The organism is Neptunomonas concharum, from assembly GCF_008630635.1.
Taxonomy (GTDB): domain Bacteria; phylum Pseudomonadota; class Gammaproteobacteria; order Pseudomonadales; family Balneatricaceae; genus Neptunomonas; species Neptunomonas concharum.
The window spans coordinates 3,285,351-3,305,260 of the sequence record NZ_CP043869.1 but is presented as its reverse complement, the minus strand read 5'-3'; the positions used below and the strand labels follow the sequence as shown (position 1 = coordinate 3,305,260).

Genomic DNA, 19,910 nt, shown 5'->3' with positions numbered 1-19,910 from the left:
AATGCTGCAACCAAAACGACTGAAATACCGCAAGGTAATGAAAGGTCGCAACCGCGGCCTTGCACAGCGCGGCAGTAAAGTGAGCTTTGGCGAGTATGGTCTAAAAGCCACTGGTCGCGGACGCATTACCGCGCGTCAGATCGAAGCTGCACGTCGTACCATGACTCGTCACGTAAAGCGTGGTGGTAAAATTTGGATTCGTATCTTTCCAGATAAGCCAATTACTACCAAGCCGCTAGAAGTGCGTATGGGTAAAGGTAAAGGTAACGTGGAGTACTGGGTAGCGCAGATTCAGCCAGGTCGCGTACTGTTCGAAATGAGCGGTGTGCCAGAAGATCTGATGACTGAGGCATTCAATCTTGCCGCTGCTAAGCTGCCTGTGTCTACAACCATTGTCAAACGGACGGTGATGTAATGAAAGCTAATGAACTGCGTGAAAAATCTTCCGAAGAGCTTCAGCAGGTGCTGTTGGGTCTTCTGAAAGACCAGTTCAATCTGCGTATGCAGAAAGCAACTGGTCAGCTGGCGCAGACTCACCTCCTGGGCCAGGTTCGTCGCGATATTGCTCGCGTTAAGACAGTACTGAATATTAAGGCAGGTGAAAAATGAGCGCGGAAAAACGTACTCGGACTGTAACTGGCCGTGTGGTCAGTGACAAAATGGATAAAACCATTACAGTTCTGGTTGAGCGTAAAGAGAAACATCCGATTTACGGTAAGTTTATGACGCGCTCCTCCAAATTGCATGCTCACGATGAAAAGAATGAGTGCCACATCGGGGATCTTGTTACAGTAGAAGAAACCCGTCCTTACTCCAAGAGTAAAACATGGGCGCTTGTAAGTATTGATGAGCGCGCTGCGAAGGTGTAGAATACGCGCCTTCGCTCCATTTTGACGGTTTGCCCGTCAGATTATGACGGGCAGCTAACATAGTTTTGGAGTAGACCATGATTCAAACTGAATCGATGCTTGATGTTGCTGATAACAGCGGCGCTAAGCGAGTGCAGTGTATTAAGGTCCTGGGTGGTTCACACCGCCGTTACGCAGGTATCGGTGACATTATTAAAGTTACTGTGAAAGAAGCAATTCCTCGCGGTAAGGTTAAGAAAGGTCAGGTTCTTAAGGCTGTTGTAGTACGCACCCGTAAAGGTGTGCGTCGTCCAGACGGTTCTGTAATCCGCTTTGATACAAACTCTGCGGTACTACTGAACGCTAACGACGCCCCAATGGGAACTCGTATTTTTGGCCCAGTAACGCGTGAACTTCGCTCAGAGAAGTTCATGAAAATCATTTCCCTGGCGCCTGAAGTGCTGTAAGACCTTATTCTTATTGAATTTTGTCTTCGAAAACGCCACTCCCGAAAGGGTTTGGCGTTTTTCAGCATGAGAAGGTAGTAGGAAGCGATAAAGGTATAACATGCGTAAAATTAAACGTGACGACGAAGTGATCGTCATCGCTGGTAAAGATAAAGGCAAGCGTGGGAAGGTTCTGCGTGTATTGAAGGATGATCGTTTGATCGTTTCCGGCATCAATATGGTGAAAAAACACACCAAGCCTAACCCTATGTTGGGTAAGCCGGGTGGTATCGTTGAGAAAGAAGCAGGTATTGCTACTTCTAACGTTGCGATCTTCAACCCTGCTACCGGTAAGGGTGATCGTGTTGGCTTCAAGACGCTTGAAGATGGCACAAAAGTTCGCTTCTTCAAATCTAACGGCGAAGTCGTCGCTAAATAAGGAGCAGAGCTATGTCAAGATTGAAAGCGTTGTACGCTAACGAAGTAAAGCAGCAGCTCAAAGAAGAGCTGAATAGCCCAAATATTATGGCTGTGCCTCGTGTTACTAAAATTACCTTGAATATGGGTGTTGGTGAAGCTCTGGGCGACAAAAAGCAGCTAGAATACGCTGTGCGTGATTTAACTGCGATTGCTGGTCAGAAACCGGTTGTTACTTTGGCTCGCAAGTCAATTGCAGGCTTTAAGGTACGTGAAGGTTGGCCAATTGGTTGTAAAGTAACACTACGTGGCGAACGTATGTGGGAGTTTCTAGACCGTCTTGTTGACGTTTCTATTCCACGTATTCGTGACTTCCGTGGTCTTAACCCAAAATCTTTTGACGGTCGTGGCAACTATAGCATGGGTGTTAAAGAGCAGATTATTTTCCCTGAAATCGAATACGATAAAGTGGATAAATTGCGTGGTCTGGATATTACGATCACGACAACTGCTAAGACAAACGACGAGGGTCGTGCCCTGTTGGCTGCCCTAAACTTCCCGTTCAAAAAGTGAGGTAGGGTGAGATATGGCTAAGTCATCTATGAAAGCGCGTGAAGATAAGCGCACCAAAGCAGTTGCTAAGTATGCTGAAAAGCGCGCTCAGCTAAAGGCTATTATTAAAAATCCAGCGAGCTCTGATGAGCAGCGTTGGGATGCACAGGTTGCGCTGCAGAAATTGCCGCGTGATGCTAACCCAGTTCGTCAACAGCGTCGTTGCCAGTTGACCGGTCGTCCTCATGCGGTTTACCGCAAGTTCGGTCTGTGTCGTAACAAGCTTCGTGAAGCGGCAATGCGCGGTGACGTTCCTGGTTTGAAGAAGGCAAGCTGGTAAGACAGTTTGTTAAACGGTAAGCACGATGGTCAGGGCAGTATTCTGCTACCGCATCGTGCTGCACATTTGAGGAAGTAAAACGCATGAGCATGCAAGATACTTTAGCGGATATGTTTACCCGTATCCGTAACGGTCATATGGCTGAAAAAACAGCTGTATCCATGCCGTCTTCCAAAATGAAAGTTTCAGTTGCTGAAGTACTGAAAAACGAAGGTTACATTACTGACTATGCTGTAGAAGGTGATGCTAAGCCGTTGTTGACAGTCGAGCTGAAATATTTCGATGGAAAGCCGGTTATTGAAGAGATTAAACGTGTAAGCCGTCCAGGTCTGCGCATTTACAGAGGCAAGGGTGACCTGCCAACTGTTTCTGCTGGTCTGGGTGTTGCGATTGTGTCGACATCTAAGGGTGTTATGACGGATCGTGCTGCGCGCGCTGCTGGTATCGGCGGCGAAGTCATCTGTACGGTATTCTAAGGGGATTACAATGTCACGTATTGCAAAAAATCCCGTAGTACTACCTGCAGGTGTTGAGCTGAAGCTGGATGGTCAGTCTGTCAGCGTAAAAGGTAAGAACGGTCAGCTTTCTATGGAGCTGCACTCTTCTGTTGAGATTAAGCAGGAAGGTACTGAAGTGACTTTTGCTGCGCGCGATGGCTCTAAAATCGCACGCTCTATGTCTGGTACTGCCCGTTCGCTTGTTAATAACATGGTCGTTGGTGTCAACCAGGGCTTTGAGAAAACATTGTTGCTGCAAGGTGTAGGTTATCGTGCTGCAGCTAAAGGTTCTACTTTGGGCCTGACTTTGGGTTTCTCTCACCCTATCGATTATGAATTGCCTGAAGGCGTAACAGCTGAAACCCCTAACCAAACCACAATCGTTATCCGTGGTGCTGATAAGCAGCGTGTTGGGCAAGTAGCAGCAGAAGTTCGCGCATTCCGTCCGCCAGAGCCTTATAAAGGTAAGGGTGTACGCTATGCTGACGAATATGTTCGTCGTAAAGAGGCTAAGAAGAAGTAAGGCAGGGTTATGAACGCTAAGAAACAAGCTCGTATTCGTCGCTCACGCCGTGCTCGCCTGAAAATGCGTGAACTGGGCGCAACACGTTTGTGCGTAAATCGCACACCACGTCATATTTATGCTCAGCTCATCTCTGCAGATGGTAGTCAGGTTTTGGCTTCTGCATCTACAGTTGAACAGGCATTGCGTGAAGGCTCTACTGGAAACGTCGATGCGGCGGCTAAAGTAGGTGTACTGATCGCTGAGCGTGCTAAAGAAGCAGGTATCACAAAGGTTGCTTTTGACCGATCTGGATTCAAATTCCATGGTCGTGTAAAAGCGCTGGCTGACGCAGCCCGTGAAGGCGGCCTGGAATTCTAAAGGGGTCGATGATGTCAAATCACGAACAAAAAGATGGTGAACTACAGGAAAAGCTGGTTCAGGTAAATCGCGTAGCCAAGGTAGTTAAGGGCGGTCGCATTTTTGCTTTTACAGCATTAACTGTAGTAGGTGATGGTAAAGGTCGTGTTGGCTTTGGCCGTGGTAAAGCACGTGAAGTACCTGTTGCAATTCAGAAGGCAATGGAACAAGCACGTCGTAACATGATTCGTGTTGAGTTAAACGGTGATACTTTACAGTATCCAGTTAAAGCTCGTCACGGTGCATCAAGAGTTTACATGCAGCCCGCTTCTCAGGGTACAGGTGTTATCGCCGGTGGTGCGATGCGTTCTGTTCTTGAAATCGCTGGCGTACACAACGTACTGGCTAAGTGCTACGGCTCTACAAACCCAGTTAACGTTGTTCGTGCAACAGTTAAAGGTTTGCAGCAGATGCGCTCTCCTGAAGATGTTGCCGCTAAGCGTGGTAAAACTGTAGAAGAGATTCTGGGGTAGGATATGGCTAAGACTTTAAAAGTTACACTGGTCCGCAGCCCAATCGCTACTCTACCAAAACACAAATTATGTGTTAAGGGTCTCGGTCTGCGTCGTATCGGGCATACTGTTGAGTTGGAAGATACTCCAGCTGTTCGCGGTATGATCAATAAAGTTTACTACATGGTTAATGTAGTAGGCGAGTAAGAGGAGTTCGTCATATGCGTCTGAACACTCTCAGCCCAGCTGCTGGTTCAAAACCTGCTCCTAAGCGCGTTGGTCGCGGTATTGGTTCAGGTCTTGGTAAGACTGGCGGTCGAGGTCATAAGGGTCAGAAGTCCCGCTCAGGCGGTTCTGTTAAACCGGGTTTTGAAGGCGGTCAGATGCCGTTGCAGCGTCGTCTGCCTAAGTTCGGCTTCACATCCCGTAAGGCACGTTATGCTGCTGAAATTCGTCTGAACGAATTGAACGGTATAAGTGCAGAAGTTATCGATCTGGCAGCACTGAAAGCAGCTGATATCATCTCTGAAGAGATTAAGACTGCTAAAGTCATACTGTCAGGTGAGATCAAGAAAGCAGTGAACATCAAAGGTCTTAAAGTGACTAAAGGTGCTCAGTCTGCAATCGAAGCTGCAGGCGGCAAAATCGAGGCGTAAATGGCTAAAAAAGGATCAATACCAGCAGGCATGCAGAACGGTTTAGGTGAGCTTTGGTCTCGTCTGCGTTTTGTTTTACTGGCAATCATCGTTTATCGTATCGGCGCACATATTCCTGTGCCTGGGATAAACCCTGATCGTCTGGCCGCGTTGTTCGATCAGAATCAAGGGACGATCCTAAGTCTCTTCAATATGTTCTCGGGTGGTGCTTTGGAGCGCATGAGTATTCTTGCGCTAGGTATCATGCCATACATCTCTGCCTCTATTATTATGCAGTTGATGACCGTGGTCAGCCCGCAGCTCGAACAGCTGAAGAAAGAAGGTGAAGCAGGTCGTCGTAAGATTAACCAATATACCCGTTATGGTACTGTGGTATTAGCAACCGTTCAGTCATTTGGTATGGCGGTCGGACTTGCAAACCAAGGTGTGGCATTTACGGCTGGCGCAAGCTTCTATTTTGTTGCAGTAGTAACATTAGTAGCTGGGGCTGTTTTCCTGATGTGGTTAGGGGAGCAGGTTACCGAGCGTGGTATTGGCAATGGTATATCCATTCTGATCTTTGCTGGTATTGTTGCTGGTCTTCCAAGTGCTATCGGGCAGTCTTTTGAGTCTGCTCGTCAAGGGGATCTGAATATTCTTGCGCTTCTTGCTATTGCTGTATTGGCGGTAGCAACGGTTGGGTTTGTTGTGTTTATGGAGCGTGGTCAACGCCGCATTACCATTAACTATGCTAAACGACAGCAAGGGCGTCAGGTTTTCGCAGCACAGACTAGCCATCTGCCACTGAAGGTTAATATGGCAGGTGTTATTCCGCCTATTTTCGCATCGAGTATATTGCTTTTCCCTGCATCAGTTGGTCAGTGGTTTGGCCAGACTGAGGGGATGGAATGGTTGCAAGATGTTGCCTTGGCTTTAGGCCCAGGGCAGCCGCTCTACATCATTTTGTTTGCAGTATGTATCGTGTTTTTCTGTTACTTCTATACGGCGATTATGTTTAATCCTCGGGAAGTGGCAGACAACTTGAAGAAGTCAGGTGCTTTTATACCGGGAATTCGCCCGGGTGAGCAATCTGCCCGTTATATCGACTCAGTGTTGGGCCGCTTGACCTTGTTTGGCGCGCTTTACATTACAGCGGTCTCTCTTATGCCTCAATTTTTGGTTGTAGCATGGAATGTACCCTTTTACTTCGGTGGCACTTCGTTGCTGATCGTAGTAGTCGTTGTAATGGACTTTATGGCTCAGGTGCAGTCACATTTGATGTCTCACCAATATGAGTCCCTGATGAAAAAATCAAATCTCAAAGGTGGTGGTGCAGGTTTGCTGCGCTAAACCCCTCAGGAGTGGATCATGAAGGTACGCGCGTCTGTTAAAAAGATTTGCCGTAACTGCAAGATTGTACGTCGCAACGGTTCCGTGCGCGTGATCTGCAAGGTGGAACCCCGCCATAAGCAGCGTCAGGGTTAATCACCTGGCAAGGGAGTAGAGGGTGCGGGCCTTGATTTATTTTTAATCAAGGCGTATAATTGCGCGCCTTCTATGAACATATTATAGATACTTGCGTCTGTGACGCATTTGAATGGAGTAAGTTGAATGGCCCGTATAGCTGGCGTCAATATTCCTGACAATAAGCATGCGGTTATTTCTCTAACTTACATTTATGGGATTGGCCGCACAACTGCAAAGAAAATCTGTGAAGCTTCTGGCATTGCTGAAGTTACAAAGATTTCCGAGTTAAGCGATGAGCAACTCGATGTAGTTCGTGGTGAAGTTGGCAAGTTTACAGTTGAAGGTGACCTCCGTCGTGAGGTTTCCATGAGCATCAAACGTCTCATGGACCTCGGTTGTTTCCGTGGTATTCGTCACCGCCGTAATTTGCCGGTTCGTGGGCAGCGTAGTAAGACCAACGCGCGTACGCGTAAAGGTCCGCGTAAGCCGATCCGTAAATAAGTGTTAAGCGATAGGAATTTCCAATATGGCTAAGCCAGGTAATCGCACACGTAAAAAAGTTAAAAAGCAGGTAGTGGATGGGTTAGCTCATATCCACGCTTCTTTTAACAATACTATTATCACCATTACCGATCGTCAGGGTAATGCACTTTCATGGGCAACTTCCGGGGGTTCAGGCTTCCGTGGTTCTCGTAAAAGTACACCGTTCGCAGCTCAGGTAGCAGCAGAACGTGCCGGTCAGGCAGCCCTGGAATATGGTTTGAAAAACCTCGACGTGTTTGTAAAAGGTCCTGGACCAGGACGTGAATCGGCAGTTCGTGCGCTGAACGGTTGCGGCTACAAAATTACAAACATTACGGACATCACGCCGATACCTCATAACGGCTGTCGTCCACCTAAAAAACGTCGTGTATAAACTGGAGACGGTATAATGGCAAGATATCTTGGACCAAAGTGCAAGCTGTCACGCCGTGAAGGTACAGACCTGTTCTTGAAGAGCGGTGTTCGTGCACTGGACAGTAAGTGTAAAGCTGAAACTGTTCCTGGTGTTCACGGCGCTCGTCGCGGTCGTCTGTCCGATTACGGTCTACAGCTGCGTGAAAAACAGAAAGTACGTCGTATTTACGGTGTATTGGAACGTCAGTTCCGCAACTACTACAAAGAAGCCGCGCGTCTTTCAGGCTCTACAGGTGAGAACTTGTTACAGCTGTTGGAAGGACGCTTGGATAATGTGGTGTTTCGTATGGGATTCGGCTCTACTCGTGCTGAAGCTCGTCAGATCGTGTCACATCGCCAAATCACTGTTAATGGTCAGGTTGTGAACATTCCTTCCTACCAAGTGCAGGCAGGTGACGTGGTCGCAGTTCGTGAAAAAGCTAAGAATCAATTGCGTGTTAAAAGTGCACTTGACCTAGCTTCTCAGCGTGCTTCTATTGAGTGGGTAACAGTTGATGCTGGCAAAATGGAGGGCGTTTATCGCTCAGCTCCAGAGCGTAGCGAACTGTCTGCTGACATCAATGAGCAGCTGATCGTAGAGCTGTACTCCAAGTAATTCATGAACTCTTGATTGGTGGAACTATGCAGCGTTCTGTAAATGAGTTTCTGAGTCCTCGTCACATTGACGTTCAGGAGATCAGTAACACACGTGCAAAAGTGACTCTCGAGCCACTTGAGCGTGGCTTCGGTCACACTTTGGGTAATGCTCTGCGTCGCATTCTACTCTCTTCAATGCCTGGCTGTGCCATCACTGAAGTTGAGATCGAAGGCGTCCTGCATGAATACAGCACAATTGAAGGTGTGCAGGAAGATGTTATCGAAATCCTGCTTAACTTGAAGGGTGTTGCGATTGCGCTACACAATGGCGAGGAAGCAACGCTGACACTGAGCAAAACTGGCTCAGGTGCAGTAACAGCGGGCGACATTCAGTTGAATCAGGATGTTGAAGTGGCTAACCCGGATCACGTGATTGCTCACTTGAACTCTGGTGCGACTCTGAACATGCAGTTGAAAGTAACACGCGGTCGCGGTTACGTTCCTGCTGACACTCGTATCAGTGATGAAGATGAAACTCGTGCTATTGGTCGTCTCCAGCTGGATGCAACTTATAGCCCGGTACGCCGTGTTTCTTATGTAGTCGAAAGCGCTCGTGTTGAGCAGCGTACTGACTTGGATAAGTTAGTCATTGATATCGAATCCAACGGTACGATTGATCCGGAAGAGTGCATTCGTCGTGCAGCGACTATTCTTCAACATCAGTTGTCTGTATTTGTTGATCTTGAAGATGCAGCTGATCAGGCGAAAGACGAGCCAGCAGAACCGGAAGTTGATCCGATCTTGTTGCGCCCTGTCGATGATTTGGAGTTGACGGTTCGCTCCGCTAACTGTCTGAAAGCAGAGCAGATCTACTATATTGGTGATCTGATTCAGCGTACAGAAGTTGAGCTATTGAAAACACCAAATCTGGGTAAGAAGTCGCTGACAGAGATCAAAGACGTACTTGCATCTAAGGGCTTGTCTCTGGGTATGCGTCTTGAAAACTGGCCACCGGCTAGCCTGAAGAACGACGATAAAATCGCGTCTTAAGACGCGGTTTTAACTGACCAAGTTGGTAAGGAATTTATAATGCGTCATCGTAAATCTGGTCGCCATTTAAATCGTACCAGCTCGCACCGCAAAGCGATGTTCAAGAACATGGCAAACTCTTTGTTTGAACATGAACTGATCAGAACAACTTTGCCAAAAGCGAAAGAACTTCGCCGCGTAGCTGAGCCGCTGATTACATTGGCGAAAGAAGACTCGGTTGCTAATCGCCGTCTGGCTTTTGACCGTACTCGTAGTAAAGAAGCTGTTGGTAAGCTTTTCAACGAGTTAGGACCTCGCTATGCGAATCGTCCAGGTGGTTATATCCGCATTCTGAAATGTGGAAATCGTCCAGGTGACAATGCACCGATGGCTTATGTTGAACTAGTTGACCGTCAGGTTACTGGTGCAGCTGTAGAAGCTTCTGAAGATTAATTTCTTCTTTATAAAAAACCCGGCAATGCCGGGTTTTTTTGTTTGTATGGTCTATAAAGATTAAGTCTCAAGAGGGCTTTACAGCCCTAACATAGGTTTTAAGAATCGGCCCGTATGGGAATCAGAGTTCAGCGCTACCTCTTCCGGGGTTCCTTCTGCAATGATATATCCCCCTTTAATGCCCCCTTCAGGTCCCAAGTCGACAATCCAATCTGCGGTTTTAATGACATCGAGGTTGTGCTCAATCACGACTATTGTATTGCCATGATCTCGAAGCTTGGAGAGTACTGCCATTAGCTGCTCTATGTCGTGAAAATGCAGACCAGTGGTTGGTTCATCCAGTATGTAAAGCGTTTTACCTGTGTCGCGTTTGGAGAGCTCTTTGGCGAGTTTGACCCTTTGAGCTTCCCCTCCTGAGAGGGTGGTTGCTGCTTGTCCAAGTCGAATATAGGATAAGCCTACATCAATCAGGGTTTGTAAGCGTCGGGCGAGTGCGGGAATGGCATCGAAAAAAGCCCTAGCATCTTCAACCGTCATATCGAGAATCTGATCAATACTCTTCCCTTTATATTGGATCTCTAGTGTTTCACGGTTGTATCGCTTCCCTTTACAGACATCGCAAGGCACATAAATGTCAGCAAGGAAGTGCATCTCCACTTTTATTACACCATCGCCCTGACAGGCTTCGCATCGTCCGCCTTTCACGTTAAAACTGAACCGGCCAGGTTTATAACCTCGGGATCGGGCTTCTTGTGTGCCTGATAAAAGCTCACGGATAGGAGTGAATATGCCGGTGTAGGTCGCTGGATTTGAGCGTGGGGTTCTACCGATAGGGCTTTGATCGATATCGATGACCTTGTCAAAGTGCTCTAGGCCTTCAATACTTTCATAGGGAGCCGCTTCCAATGTGGTTGCTTTATTTAGCACGGTCGCTGCTACAGGGTAGAGTGTATTATTTATTAGGGTCGATTTGCCTGAGCCAGAAACACCAGTAACGCAGGTCATGACCCCAACAGGAATCTTGAGTGTTGCTTCCTGAAGGTTGTTGCCGGTAGCTCCCTTAAGGGTTAAAAATTTGCTGTCTTTGGCGATGTGCCGTGTAGCAGGGATGGCAATCTGCTTCTTACCTGATAAATATTGTCCTGTAAGTGAAGCAGGGTTGTTCATGACCTCGGACGGTGTGCCATAAGCAACAACACTGCCTCCATGAACACCGGCACCAGGGCCGATATCGACAACGAAGTCCGCAAGGCGAATGGCATCCTCATCATGCTCGACGACAATCACGGTGTTGCCAAGGTCTCGAAGGTGGATCAGTGTATGGAGGAGCCTTTCGTTATCCCGTTGGTGTAAGCCAATGGAGGGTTCATCAAGTATGTACATAACGCCTACTAAACCGGCACCTATCTGGCTGGCAAGTCGTATACGTTGAGCTTCTCCGCCTGAGAGTGTATCGGCTTTGCGGTCCAGTGAGAGGTAGTCGAGCCCTACATTAACGAGAAACGAGAGGCGTAAGCGTATCTCTTTGAGGATTTTCTCAGCAATCTCCCCCTGTTTTCCCGCTAGCTGGAGGTTCTCAAAGTACTCAAGCCCTATACCAATCGGCATGCGAACCAAGTCGGGCAGTGTGTGTTGGTCGATAAAGACATGCCTTGCATCGCGGCGTAAACGGGTGCCGTCACAGGATGGGCAAGGCTGCATGTTTAAGTACTTGGCTAAGTCCTCGCGGACCATCTCCGACTCGGTCTCTTTATAGCGCCGCTGCAAGTTGTTCAGCACGCCTTCAAAGGGGTGTGACTTGGTGATGCTGTCACCCCGATCATTCAGGTATTTAAAAGCGATGGCCTCTTTCCCGGTTCCTTTGAGAATGGCTTGTTGGTGCTTCTTATCCAGTGCTTCAAAGGGAGTATCTATATCAAAGCCATAGTGCTCGGCAACGGCCTTGAGTTGTTGGAAGTAGTAGAGTGTCCTTCTATCCCATCCCCGAATAGCGCCTTCTGATAACGTCAGGCTAGGGTCGTGAACCACCTTTTTGGGGTCAAAAAACTGTTTCACGCCTAGGCCGTCACAGCTCGGACACGCACCATGTGGATTGTTAAAAGAGAAGAGTCGAGGCTCTAATTCTTGAATACTATGTCCGCAGACGGGGCAGGCAAACCGAGATGAAAATATCAGATCTTCATGGTCGCCATCCATAAATGCGATGCGTGCAATGCCGTCGGTAAGATTAAGGGCTGTTTCAAAAGACTCTGCTAAACGAATTTGCAGATCATCACGGACTTTAAAGCGATCAACAACTGCTTCAATCGTATGCTTTTTGTTCTTGTCCAGCTCAGGTGCTGTGTCTAGATCTGTTACGATACCATTGATGCGCGCTCTAACAAATCCCTGCTTTCTTAGATCATGTAGTGTGTGTAAGTGCTCACCTTTGCGGCCCTGAATAACAGGAGCTAACAGCATGAGCTTCGAACCCTCTTCTAAAGCAAGCACCTGGTCGACCATCTGGCTAACCGTTTGAGCAGCTAAGGGTAGATCATGCTCTGGGCAGCGTGGTTCCCCAGCGCGTGCAAAAAGAAGTCTCAGATAATCGTATACTTCGGTGATAGTACCGACGGTGGATCTGGGGTTGTGGGATGTGGATTTCTGCTCGATAGAGATAGCAGGGGATAGCCCTTCAATATGATCGACATCGGGCTTTTCCATCATAGACAAAAATTGTCGGGCATAAGTTGAGAGTGACTCAACATAGCGACGCTGTCCCTCTGCATAGAGTGTGTCAAATGCTAGGGAAGACTTCCCTGAACCTGAGAGCCCGGTAATCACCACCAACTTATCTCTTGGGATGTCCAGATCAATATTTTTCAGGTTGTGAGTGCGCGCACCGCGAACCAGAATAGTGTCCATGTTAACTCCAGCGAGACCAACAAAAAGGGGTGATTATAAAGTACCGGACTATGTTATGCTCTACGCAAATAAAGAATCGGCTGAGTAATAGCCTGATTAAGCGATACGAGGTGGAGAAAAGCATGGCACGCGGTGTAAATAAAGTGATTCTGGTAGGTAATATGGGTGGTGATCCTGAAGTGCGATACATGCCATCAGGTAATGCTGTAACCAATATTACGCTGGCGACCAGTGAAACATGGAAAGATAAACAAACAGGGCAGAACCAAGAGCGAACAGAATGGCATCGCGTTGTTTTCTTCAATAAGTTGGCAGAAATTGCAGGTGAATACTTGAGAAAAGGCTCTCAAGTCTACGTTGAAGGTTCCTTACGTACGCGAAAATGGCAGGATCAAAGTGGCCAAGATCGTTATACAACCGAAATAGTCGCTAGCGAAATGCAGATGCTAGGTGGCCGAGGTGGTAGTAGTGACGCCGGGTATAATCAAGATGCTGGTTATGCGCCTCAACAGCAAGCTCCGCAGCAGCGAGCGCCTCAACAACAAGCTCCGGCTCAGCAGCAAGCACCCGCGCAGCAAGCACCGCAGGCCGCTCCAAACTTTGATGATTTTGACGACGATATTCCGTTCTAAATTAGCTTGATTGCTCTCTGAATTTAAAAGCCTCGTTTAGCGAGGCTTTTTTAATCTGGTCGCTGTACTAAGACTTCCTTTATACTCAGGAAATACGTTTTTTATGTAGGTGTTTTATTGCATGACTGAGTGGACACAACCTGCTCCTATCAAGGTATTGGTCACGGGTTGCCATGGGCAAGTTGCTCATGAACTGGTTGCCTTAGGTCGCCTTGATTCCCATTTTGAGATGATTCCACTGGATGTAAATGCTATGGACGTGTGCTCACCTGATTCTATCAGTGCGGCGTTGGATACGTATTTGCCCGATTTTGTCGTCAATACGGCAGCATTTAATAAGGTGGATGCGGCTGAGCATGAGCATGAAAAGAGCTTTGCACTGAATCGGAATGCGGTTGGTGAGTTGGCGAAGGCCTGTGGTGCTTTATCTATTCCTGTGGTGCACCTATCAACGGATCACCTTTTTGATGGGCATTATGCCAGCGGTTACAGTGAAGAGGATGAGGTCTCGCCGCTAGGTGTATTTGGTGAGAGTAAGCGCCAGGGGGAGGAGTTGCTTCGTCAATATCAACCTCGTCATATTATTCTTCGTGTTAGCTGGATATTCAGTGCCCGTGGGGATAATTATTTACTGCGGATGTTGCACAAGGCGCGCACAGATTGTGCTATTGAGGCGGCGGATGATCGCCGAGGCTGTCCAACCTCAGCAGCCGATGTTGGCCGTGTGATTCTGGCGATGATTAAGCAGTTGCATAGCGGGGCTGATTCTTGGGGTACTTATCACTATTGTGGGGCAGAAGTGACGACCCGGTATCGATTTACCGAAGCGATTTTAGCGGGTGCTAGGCAGTACGAAGCGTTAAAAACAGAGGAACTCGTGCCGGTGCCTTCAAAAGCCCTGCATGTTGAGGTCGAACGCCCTGCTTCGTCGGTTTTGAAATGTAAAAAATTGCTGAGTACATTTGGAATCCGCCAGCGTCCATGGAGAAACGAGCTGGCGGCTGTGTTGCGGGAGATCTACCGAAAAGAATAGCCTTAGCTACACCCATGGCATCGCATTGTGCGTGATCGCAACGCTGACAATATAGGCAAGCGTTAATAAAGCAAGTGCGAATGCCGCCACACGGGTTGTTTTTGTTTTTCCGCGTTTTAAGGCGATAGTTCCGAAGGCGATGTAAAGTATCAGGCCAACGACCTTAGCGGTTAGCCAGTTTTCTTGAAGAGGGTATTGGCTAATGCTGATGGTCAATAGAATGGCACTGACAAGCAGGATAGTATCTATAATATGTGGAGCAATTCTTACCAGCTTTTTTTGTAGCCAGCGAGCGTTTGCCAACATGCCAGCTCCGCGGACGAGAAAGAACAAAATGCTCAAGCCGACACTGGTTAAATGAATGTGTTTAAAGATGGGATATAACTCAGCCATGTTAGCTCTCATATCGGAAAGTGGAGGTCTATTAGACCTTGTGCGCGGGATGTCTGCAAGCCTCTCCTTAGTGAGTAAGGCTTTGATGAAGTAAGGAGTTATAGCGTGTCTGGATGTGATCAACCGGGTTTGGTTCCGGTAGAAGAGGCGTTGGCAGAGATGCTGCGTAGTGTTGTCACTCAACCTGAAACCGAAGTGGTTTATCTAGAAAAAGCGGTGGGTAGAGTATTGGCGGAATCGCCGCTGGCAAAAGTTGATGTTCCTCCTGCTGATAACAGTAGTATGGACGGCTATGCCGTGGCTTGTAGCAGCCTGAACGCAGAAGACCCCACCTCTTTTGTGATTTCCCAACGCATACCTGCAGGGCATGCGCCCGGCCCATTATTGTCCGGTACTGTTGCGCGTATTTTTACCGGCGCTGAGATTCCTGAAGGCGCGGATGCCGTCGTGATGCAGGAAGATGTCGTGCTTGACGGTGGACGTGTTGTTGTTCCGCACGGTGTTTTCTCTGGACAGAATATTCGCCCACGAGGGCAAGATATTCGCGCAGGTCAGGCAGTTTTGGAGCAAGGCCGACGTCTTCAGCCAGCTGATGTTGGTGTACTTGCCTCGGTTGGATTAGATAGCGTCCTAGTTTATCGACCTTTGACGGTAGCAGTGATGTCGACGGGGGATGAGTTGGTTGAGCCGGGTAAGGCATTGGGGCCTGGACAGATTTACAACTCCAATCGATTTGTGCTTTCGGCTTTGTTGCAGCAGCTGGGCTTTTCTGTGGTTGATATAGGTCGAGTAGCGGATAACCCAGAAGACACACGTGAGGCATTGGAAAAAGCCGCTCAGAGAGCTGACTGCATTATTAGTACGGGAGGCGTCTCTGTGGGCGAAGAGGACCACGTTAAGTCGTCTGTCGAGGCTCTAGGCTCTTTATCTATGTGGCGATTGAAGATCAAGCCCGGTAAGCCTTTGGCGTTCGGTGAAGTGGCTTCAACCCCCTTCTTTGGGTTGCCCGGTAACCCTGCGTCTACGCTCATCACCTTTTGCATCTTAGCGCGCCCTTTTCTGCTGACATTACAAGGCTCAAAGGTAACTTCCCCGCTGATGTTTCAAGTGCCTGCTGGGTTCAAACGCTCCCATTCAGGAGGGCGCCAAGAGTATCTTCGTGCACGAATCGAGCATGGGCAAGCCGTCCCGTTTTCTAATCAAAGTTCTGGTGTGCTTTCAAGCGCCAGTTGGGCACACGGACTTGCTGTCGTGCCGGCCGATACACAGATTCAGCTAGGCGACTTAGTGGGCTTTATCCCTTTTTCTGAGTTGCTGGGGTGATTCGGTTGGGTTTAACGGGTAATAACAGGTAAAATCCCCAGTTTCTTATTTGGCCAGAGACCTTAATGGACGTGAACGCGCAACAAGACCCATTTAAAGAGATTCGACCCTATTATGACCATGAAGTGGAGGCTGTTCTTCAGCATATGCTTCATGATGATGAGCTTGTCTCGGCGGTGACTCGTTATAAGTTTCCCTCCATGCCAAACTGGCTATCGCGGATTGTGCAACCCTTTGTTCGTATTGCTATGGCGCGCGAGTTTGGTGATATCGATAGTGTGCACGGCTTCCAAATTGCTGTTGCACGCTATATGTCAAAAATGATCGCGCGCTCTACAACCAAGTTGACCTGCAGCGGTATGGAAGAGCTGGAGGAGGATGAAGCGTATCTGTTCATATCGAATCACCGAGATATTGCGATGGACCCTGCTTTTGTTAATTGGGTCAGGTATCAGTGCAAATTACCGACAGTCAGAATTGCCATCGGTGATAACTTGCTGCGCAAGCCTTACGTCTCTGATTTAATGCGTCTGAATAAAAGCTTTATTGTAAAACGCTCGACCAAAGGTCCTCGTGAGACCATGGCGGCTGTAACTCAGTTGTCAGCGTATATTAATCACAGTATTGAAGAGGGAGAGTCGGTCTGGATTGCGCAAAGAGAAGGACGTGCCAAAGACGGTAACGACAAAACTGACCCCGCCATTTTGAAAATGTTCTATATGAGCCAAAGAAAGCAGGGTAGCTTTGCTGATATCTCTAAAAAGCTCAATATTGTTCCCGTTTCTATCTCTTATGAGTTTGACCCTTGTGATCGGGCAAAAGCTAAAGAGCTTGCTTCTTTGCAGGCCTCTGGCTCTTATGAAAAAGGGCAGTTCGAGGATATTGAAAGTATTGTGCAAGGTATCACAGGATTTAAAGGCGCTGTGCATGTTCACTTTGGGGATGTTATTACCGAAAGTTTTGAAACCCCTGAGTCTTTGGCTAATGAATTGGACCGTCAGATCTATAAAAACTATTTTCTACATCCCTCGAACTATATTGCGGCGGGACAAACGGAAAAGGCAACGGCTGAGCAGATCGCGCAATTTGAGGCGCGCTTTGATGGCCTTGATGAGCAGCAAGCCGAGATACTGCGGCAAATGTATGCTAATCCTGTAAAAAACCAGCAAGGTATTATATGAGTCAGCTAACGCATCTGGATGATCAAGGGCATGCCCATATGGTGGATGTCTCGGAAAAGGCGGTAACAACCCGGGAAGCTCGCGCCTGTGCCAGTATCAAAATGAAACCAGAAACGCTACAGATGATTGTGTCGGGTAGTCATAGAAAAGGTGATGTGATGGCGGTGGCTCGCATTGCAGGTATACAAGCCGCCAAGCGTACCAGTGACTTAATACCACTATGTCACCCGTTAATGCTCAGTAAGGTTTCTGTTGAGTTGGAGCCGGATGTAGAAGCATCGTTGATTCGGATTAATACCTTATGTCGTCTTGCGGGCCAAACTGGTGTAGAGATGGAGGCTTTAACAGCAGCATCGGTGGCTGCGCTGACCCTGTATGATATGTGTAAAGCGGTTGATAAAGGCATGCAGATTACCGATATCAGGCTGCTAGAAAAAAAGGGTGGTAAAAGCGGCCATTGGTTGGCGGAGGATGAGTCATGATTACGGTAGTCTACTTTGCTCAAGTGCGCGAGCGGTTGGGATTAGAGCGTGAAGAGCTTCCATGGGATGCGGAGTTGTCTAATGTATCAGCTCTCCTAGCATTGCTTTCCAGCCGAGGCGCTATTTGGTCCGAAGTTCTTCAGACTGAGAATTTGCTGGTGGCGGTTAACCAAGAGATGGCTGATCGTGGTTCAGAATTACAGGATGGGGATGAAGTTGCCTTTTTCCCGCCGGTTACAGGTGGTTGATCCATGAGTGTAAATCAGTCTGCAGGTCTGTTAGGAAATATTCGAGCGTTATTTTATTATGCGGGCTTCTATCCGGTTACGATTATTTATAGCTTATTGTGCTTGATCGTGACGCCTATGATGCCCTTTCGGCAGCGGTTTAAGTTTGTAACGACGATCAACTACTTTTACATCGCTTGGTTGCGCATTTGTTGTGGTGTGGATGTGAAAATTGAGGGGCGAGAGAATCTTCCGAAAGAAGGTGCTTTTGTTGCTATCTCTAACCATCAAAGTGAATGGGAGACGATTTACTTCCAGTTGCTGATTAGGCCGCAGTGTGTCGTCTTAAAGCAGGAGCTACTGAAACTGCCTTTTTTCGGCTGGGCCTTGAAGCTGCTTGAACCCATCGCACTGGATCGCAGTCAACGTCGAGGTGCATTGAAGCAGCTGCTTTCTCAGGGAAAAGATCGACTAGAGAATGGCATTCCTGTATTAATTTTTCCCCAAGGTACACGACTACCGGTGAGTGAAAGAGGGAAGTTCAATAAAGGTGGTGCTATGTTAGCGGTCAGTGCGGGTGTTCCGGTTGTACCTATTGCGCATAATGCTGGGTATTACTGGCCCGGTAAAAGTTTTGCTAAGCACCCGGGTACCATTCAACTACGTATTGGCAAGCCGGTAGAGGCTGCAGGTCGCAGTGTTGATGAGGTGCATACTGAGTCAGTGGAATGGCTGTTGGGGCAGTTAGATCAGTTTGATGCTCAGCAGCAATAAAGCGGTTTTTGAAGTAACAAAAAAAGGGACTGTAATAAATACCGTCCCTTTTTTAATGGGCGTTTTGTGAGAAAGCGCCTGTTAAATGACTAGCCGTTAAAGCGTTGGAATACCAAGGTTGAGTTGGTGCCACCAAAACCGAAGCTGTTAGACATTACGCGGTTCAGTTTGACACCATCCATGCGTTCACGAACAACAGGCATGCCATCCGCTTCGGGATCTAATTCATCAATGTTTGCGGATGCGCAGATGAAGTCATTCTCCATCATTAGCAGGCTGTAGATCGCTTCTTGTACGCCGGTAGCGCCCAAAGAGTGACCTGTCAGTGATTTAGTGGAGCTAACGGGTGGCATGTCGCTACCAAATGTTTGCTTCATCGCCTTCAGTTCCTGAATGTCGCCGGCAGGAGTAGATGTACCATGAGAGTTGATATAGTCAATATTGCCGTCGACGGTACTCATCGCTTGCTGCATGCAGCGCATAGCCCCTTCTCCAGAAGGTGCTACCATGTCGTAGCCGTCGGAAGTGGCACCGTAGCCTACAACTTCGGCATAGATTTTTGCACCGCGCGCTTTAGCGTGTTCTAGATCCTCTAAAACCAACATACCTGCACCGCCGGCAATCACGAAACCATCGCGGTTGGCATCATAGGCGCGAGATGCTTTCTCTGGTGTGTCGTTGTATTTGCTGGACAGTGCGCCCATTGCATCAAACATAACGGTTAGCGACCAGTGTAGCTCTTCGCCGCCGCCTGCAAAGACGATGTCCTGTTTGCCCATTTGGATTTGCTCCATCGCATTGCCAATACAGTGAGCGCTAGTGGCACATGCTGATGTGATGGAGTAGTTGATGCCTTTGATTTTAAAGGGTGTTGCTAAGCAAGCTGATACGGTACTTCCCATCGTGCGGGTAACGCGGTAAGGGCCAACACGGCGAACACCTTTGTCACGAAGGATGTCAGCACTTTCTACAATGTCTGCAGATGAGGCGCCGCCGGAGCCTGCGATTAAGCCGGTACGTACGTTAGAGACCTGCTCTTCTGTCAGGTTGGCATCTTTAATAGCCTGATCCATTGCAAGGTAGGAGTATGCCGCGGCATTCCCCATGAAGCGGCGGAGCTTGCGGTCGATCAATTCATCCAAGTCAATATCGATACTGCCCGCGACATGGCTACGGAATCCTAACTCTTTGTACTCTTCCTGAAATTTGATTCCAGAGCGTCCCTCTTTTAAAGAATCGAGGACGGTTTCTTTATCGTTACCTAGGCAGGAAACGATTCCCATTCCTGTCACTACAACGCGTCGCATATGTTGTGTCTCCTGTTAATAGGATTTTCTTATTATTCGTTGATGAATGTTATTGCCCGCTAA

General features: G+C 48.1%; 30 protein-coding genes. 27 read left to right on the top strand and 3 right to left on the bottom strand.

The features are described 5' to 3' along the window. Position 1 precedes the first annotated feature (1 nt). From rplP to rplQ, 20 genes are all read left to right on the top strand, one after another. Positions 2–415 (top strand): 50S ribosomal protein L16, encoded by a 414-nt coding sequence (rplP, locus tag F0U83_RS15730; RefSeq protein ID WP_138988133.1) that lies wholly within the window; start codon positions 2–4, stop codon positions 413–415. After that, positions 415–609 carry a 50S ribosomal protein L29 gene (gene rpmC, locus F0U83_RS15725; protein ID WP_138988134.1) on the top strand — a complete coding sequence of 65 codons (195 nt, stop codon included), beginning with the start codon at positions 415–417 and terminating at the stop codon, positions 607–609. Before rplP ends, rpmC begins: the two co-directional genes overlap by 1 nt. After that, on the top strand, positions 606–869 hold the full coding sequence (gene rpsQ, locus F0U83_RS15720; protein ID WP_138988135.1) for a 30S ribosomal protein S17: 264 nt from the start codon (positions 606–608) through the stop codon (positions 867–869). The genes rpmC and rpsQ overlap by 4 nt, the downstream gene beginning before the upstream one ends. 77 nt (positions 870–946) lie before the next feature. Then, positions 947–1,315, top strand: a complete 369-nt coding sequence (gene rplN, locus F0U83_RS15715; RefSeq protein WP_138988136.1) for a 50S ribosomal protein L14 — start codon at positions 947–949, stop codon at positions 1,313–1,315. A 100-nt stretch (positions 1,316–1,415) separates the two neighbouring features. Further along, positions 1,416–1,733: a 50S ribosomal protein L24 gene (rplX, locus tag F0U83_RS15710; RefSeq protein WP_138988137.1), complete on the top strand. Its 318-nt coding sequence runs from the start codon at positions 1,416–1,418 to the stop codon at positions 1,731–1,733. Between the two features lie 11 nt (positions 1,734–1,744). Next, a complete protein-coding gene (gene rplE / locus F0U83_RS15705; RefSeq protein ID WP_138988138.1) occupies positions 1,745–2,284 on the top strand; it encodes a 50S ribosomal protein L5 in 540 nt (179 codons plus the stop codon). Positions 2,285–2,297: 13 nt separating this feature from the next. Further along, positions 2,298–2,603 (top strand): 30S ribosomal protein S14, encoded by a 306-nt coding sequence (gene rpsN / locus F0U83_RS15700; protein WP_138988139.1) that lies wholly within the window; start codon positions 2,298–2,300, stop codon positions 2,601–2,603. Between the two features lie 83 nt (positions 2,604–2,686). Beyond that, positions 2,687–3,079, top strand: a complete 393-nt coding sequence (gene rpsH / locus F0U83_RS15695; RefSeq protein WP_138988140.1) for a 30S ribosomal protein S8 — start codon at positions 2,687–2,689, stop codon at positions 3,077–3,079. Between the two features lie 10 nt (positions 3,080–3,089). Next, positions 3,090–3,623, top strand: a complete 534-nt coding sequence (gene rplF / locus F0U83_RS15690; RefSeq protein ID WP_138988141.1) for a 50S ribosomal protein L6 — start codon at positions 3,090–3,092, stop codon at positions 3,621–3,623. 9 nt (positions 3,624–3,632) lie between these two features. Continuing rightward, positions 3,633–3,983, top strand: coding sequence for a 50S ribosomal protein L18 (rplR, locus tag F0U83_RS15685; RefSeq protein ID WP_138988142.1), 351 nt, complete (start codon positions 3,633–3,635; stop codon positions 3,981–3,983). 11 nt (positions 3,984–3,994) lie between these two features. Then, entirely contained in the window at positions 3,995–4,495 is a 501-nt protein-coding gene (gene rpsE, locus F0U83_RS15680; protein ID WP_138988143.1) for a 30S ribosomal protein S5, read from the top strand. Between the two features lie 3 nt (positions 4,496–4,498). Next, entirely contained in the window at positions 4,499–4,681 is a 183-nt protein-coding gene (gene rpmD, locus F0U83_RS15675) for a 50S ribosomal protein L30 (protein ID WP_138988144.1), read from the top strand. Positions 4,682–4,695: 14 nt separating this feature from the next. Continuing rightward, entirely contained in the window at positions 4,696–5,130 is a 435-nt protein-coding gene (gene rplO / locus F0U83_RS15670) for a 50S ribosomal protein L15 (protein ID WP_138988145.1), read from the top strand. After that, positions 5,131–6,459: a preprotein translocase subunit SecY gene (gene secY / locus F0U83_RS15665; protein ID WP_138988146.1), complete on the top strand. Its 1,329-nt coding sequence runs from the start codon at positions 5,131–5,133 to the stop codon at positions 6,457–6,459. It abuts the gene before it with no gap. 18 nt (positions 6,460–6,477) lie between these two features. Then, positions 6,478–6,594 carry a 50S ribosomal protein L36 gene (rpmJ, locus tag F0U83_RS15660; RefSeq protein ID WP_007021200.1) on the top strand — a complete coding sequence of 39 codons (117 nt, stop codon included), beginning with the start codon at positions 6,478–6,480 and terminating at the stop codon, positions 6,592–6,594. Positions 6,595–6,720: 126 nt separating this feature from the next. After that, a complete protein-coding gene (gene rpsM, locus F0U83_RS15655; RefSeq protein ID WP_138988147.1) occupies positions 6,721–7,077 on the top strand; it encodes a 30S ribosomal protein S13 in 357 nt (118 codons plus the stop codon). Positions 7,078–7,102: 25 nt separating this feature from the next. Further along, positions 7,103–7,492: a 30S ribosomal protein S11 gene (gene rpsK / locus F0U83_RS15650; protein ID WP_138988148.1), complete on the top strand. Its 390-nt coding sequence runs from the start codon at positions 7,103–7,105 to the stop codon at positions 7,490–7,492. 15 nt (positions 7,493–7,507) lie between these two features. Continuing rightward, complete coding sequence (gene rpsD, locus F0U83_RS15645) at positions 7,508–8,128, top strand: 30S ribosomal protein S4 (RefSeq protein ID WP_138988149.1); 621 nt, start codon at positions 7,508–7,510, stop codon at positions 8,126–8,128. 26 nt (positions 8,129–8,154) lie between these two features. Continuing rightward, the gene (locus tag F0U83_RS15640) at positions 8,155–9,159 is read left to right on the top strand and encodes a DNA-directed RNA polymerase subunit alpha (protein ID WP_138988150.1); all 1,005 of its coding nucleotides are present in this window, start codon (positions 8,155–8,157) and stop codon (positions 9,157–9,159) included. A 39-nt stretch (positions 9,160–9,198) separates the two neighbouring features. Continuing rightward, positions 9,199–9,591, top strand: coding sequence for a 50S ribosomal protein L17 (rplQ, locus tag F0U83_RS15635; RefSeq protein ID WP_138988151.1), 393 nt, complete (start codon positions 9,199–9,201; stop codon positions 9,589–9,591). 78 nt (positions 9,592–9,669) lie between these two features. Here rplQ and uvrA read toward each other — a convergent pair whose 3' ends face one another. After that, positions 9,670–12,495 carry an excinuclease ABC subunit UvrA gene (gene uvrA, locus F0U83_RS15630; protein ID WP_138988152.1) on the bottom strand — a complete coding sequence of 942 codons (2,826 nt, stop codon included), beginning with the start codon at positions 12,493–12,495 and terminating at the stop codon, positions 9,670–9,672. 122 nt (positions 12,496–12,617) lie between these two features. On the opposite strand from uvrA, the gene ssb reads away from it, so the two are divergent. Together ssb and rfbD are read left to right on the top strand one after the other, a co-directional pair. Further along, positions 12,618–13,127 (top strand): single-stranded DNA-binding protein, encoded by a 510-nt coding sequence (gene ssb, locus F0U83_RS15625; RefSeq protein WP_138988153.1) that lies wholly within the window; start codon positions 12,618–12,620, stop codon positions 13,125–13,127. Between the two features lie 121 nt (positions 13,128–13,248). Continuing rightward, positions 13,249–14,160, top strand: coding sequence for a dTDP-4-dehydrorhamnose reductase (rfbD, locus tag F0U83_RS15620; RefSeq protein WP_138988154.1), 912 nt, complete (start codon positions 13,249–13,251; stop codon positions 14,158–14,160). 6 nt (positions 14,161–14,166) lie between these two features. On the opposite strand, the gene F0U83_RS15615 is transcribed toward rfbD, so the two are convergent. Next, complete coding sequence (locus tag F0U83_RS15615) at positions 14,167–14,553, bottom strand: SirB2 family protein (protein WP_138988155.1); 387 nt, start codon at positions 14,551–14,553, stop codon at positions 14,167–14,169. Positions 14,554–14,658: 105 nt separating this feature from the next. Between F0U83_RS15615 and F0U83_RS15610 the strand changes: the two genes are divergently transcribed. From F0U83_RS15610 to F0U83_RS15590, 5 genes are all read left to right on the top strand, one after another. Beyond that, the gene (locus F0U83_RS15610) at positions 14,659–15,876 is read left to right on the top strand and encodes a molybdopterin molybdotransferase MoeA (protein WP_138988156.1); all 1,218 of its coding nucleotides are present in this window, start codon (positions 14,659–14,661) and stop codon (positions 15,874–15,876) included. A 65-nt stretch (positions 15,877–15,941) separates the two neighbouring features. Beyond that, positions 15,942–17,057, top strand: a complete 1,116-nt coding sequence (locus tag F0U83_RS15605) for a 1-acyl-sn-glycerol-3-phosphate acyltransferase (protein ID WP_138988157.1) — start codon at positions 15,942–15,944, stop codon at positions 17,055–17,057. Next, positions 17,054–17,539 carry a cyclic pyranopterin monophosphate synthase MoaC gene (moaC, locus tag F0U83_RS15600; protein WP_138988158.1) on the top strand — a complete coding sequence of 162 codons (486 nt, stop codon included), beginning with the start codon at positions 17,054–17,056 and terminating at the stop codon, positions 17,537–17,539. The genes F0U83_RS15605 and moaC overlap by 4 nt, the downstream gene beginning before the upstream one ends. After that, positions 17,536–17,787 (top strand): molybdopterin converting factor subunit 1, encoded by a 252-nt coding sequence (moaD, locus tag F0U83_RS15595; RefSeq protein WP_138988159.1) that lies wholly within the window; start codon positions 17,536–17,538, stop codon positions 17,785–17,787. Before moaC ends, moaD begins: the two co-directional genes overlap by 4 nt. A gap of 3 nt (positions 17,788–17,790) precedes the next feature. Next, positions 17,791–18,540: a lysophospholipid acyltransferase family protein gene (locus tag F0U83_RS15590; protein ID WP_138988160.1), complete on the top strand. Its 750-nt coding sequence runs from the start codon at positions 17,791–17,793 to the stop codon at positions 18,538–18,540. 89 nt (positions 18,541–18,629) lie between these two features. Here F0U83_RS15590 and fabB read toward each other — a convergent pair whose 3' ends face one another. Next, positions 18,630–19,847, bottom strand: a complete 1,218-nt coding sequence (fabB, locus tag F0U83_RS15585) for a beta-ketoacyl-ACP synthase I (protein ID WP_138988161.1) — start codon at positions 19,845–19,847, stop codon at positions 18,630–18,632. Between the last annotated feature and the right edge of the window lie 63 nt (positions 19,848–19,910).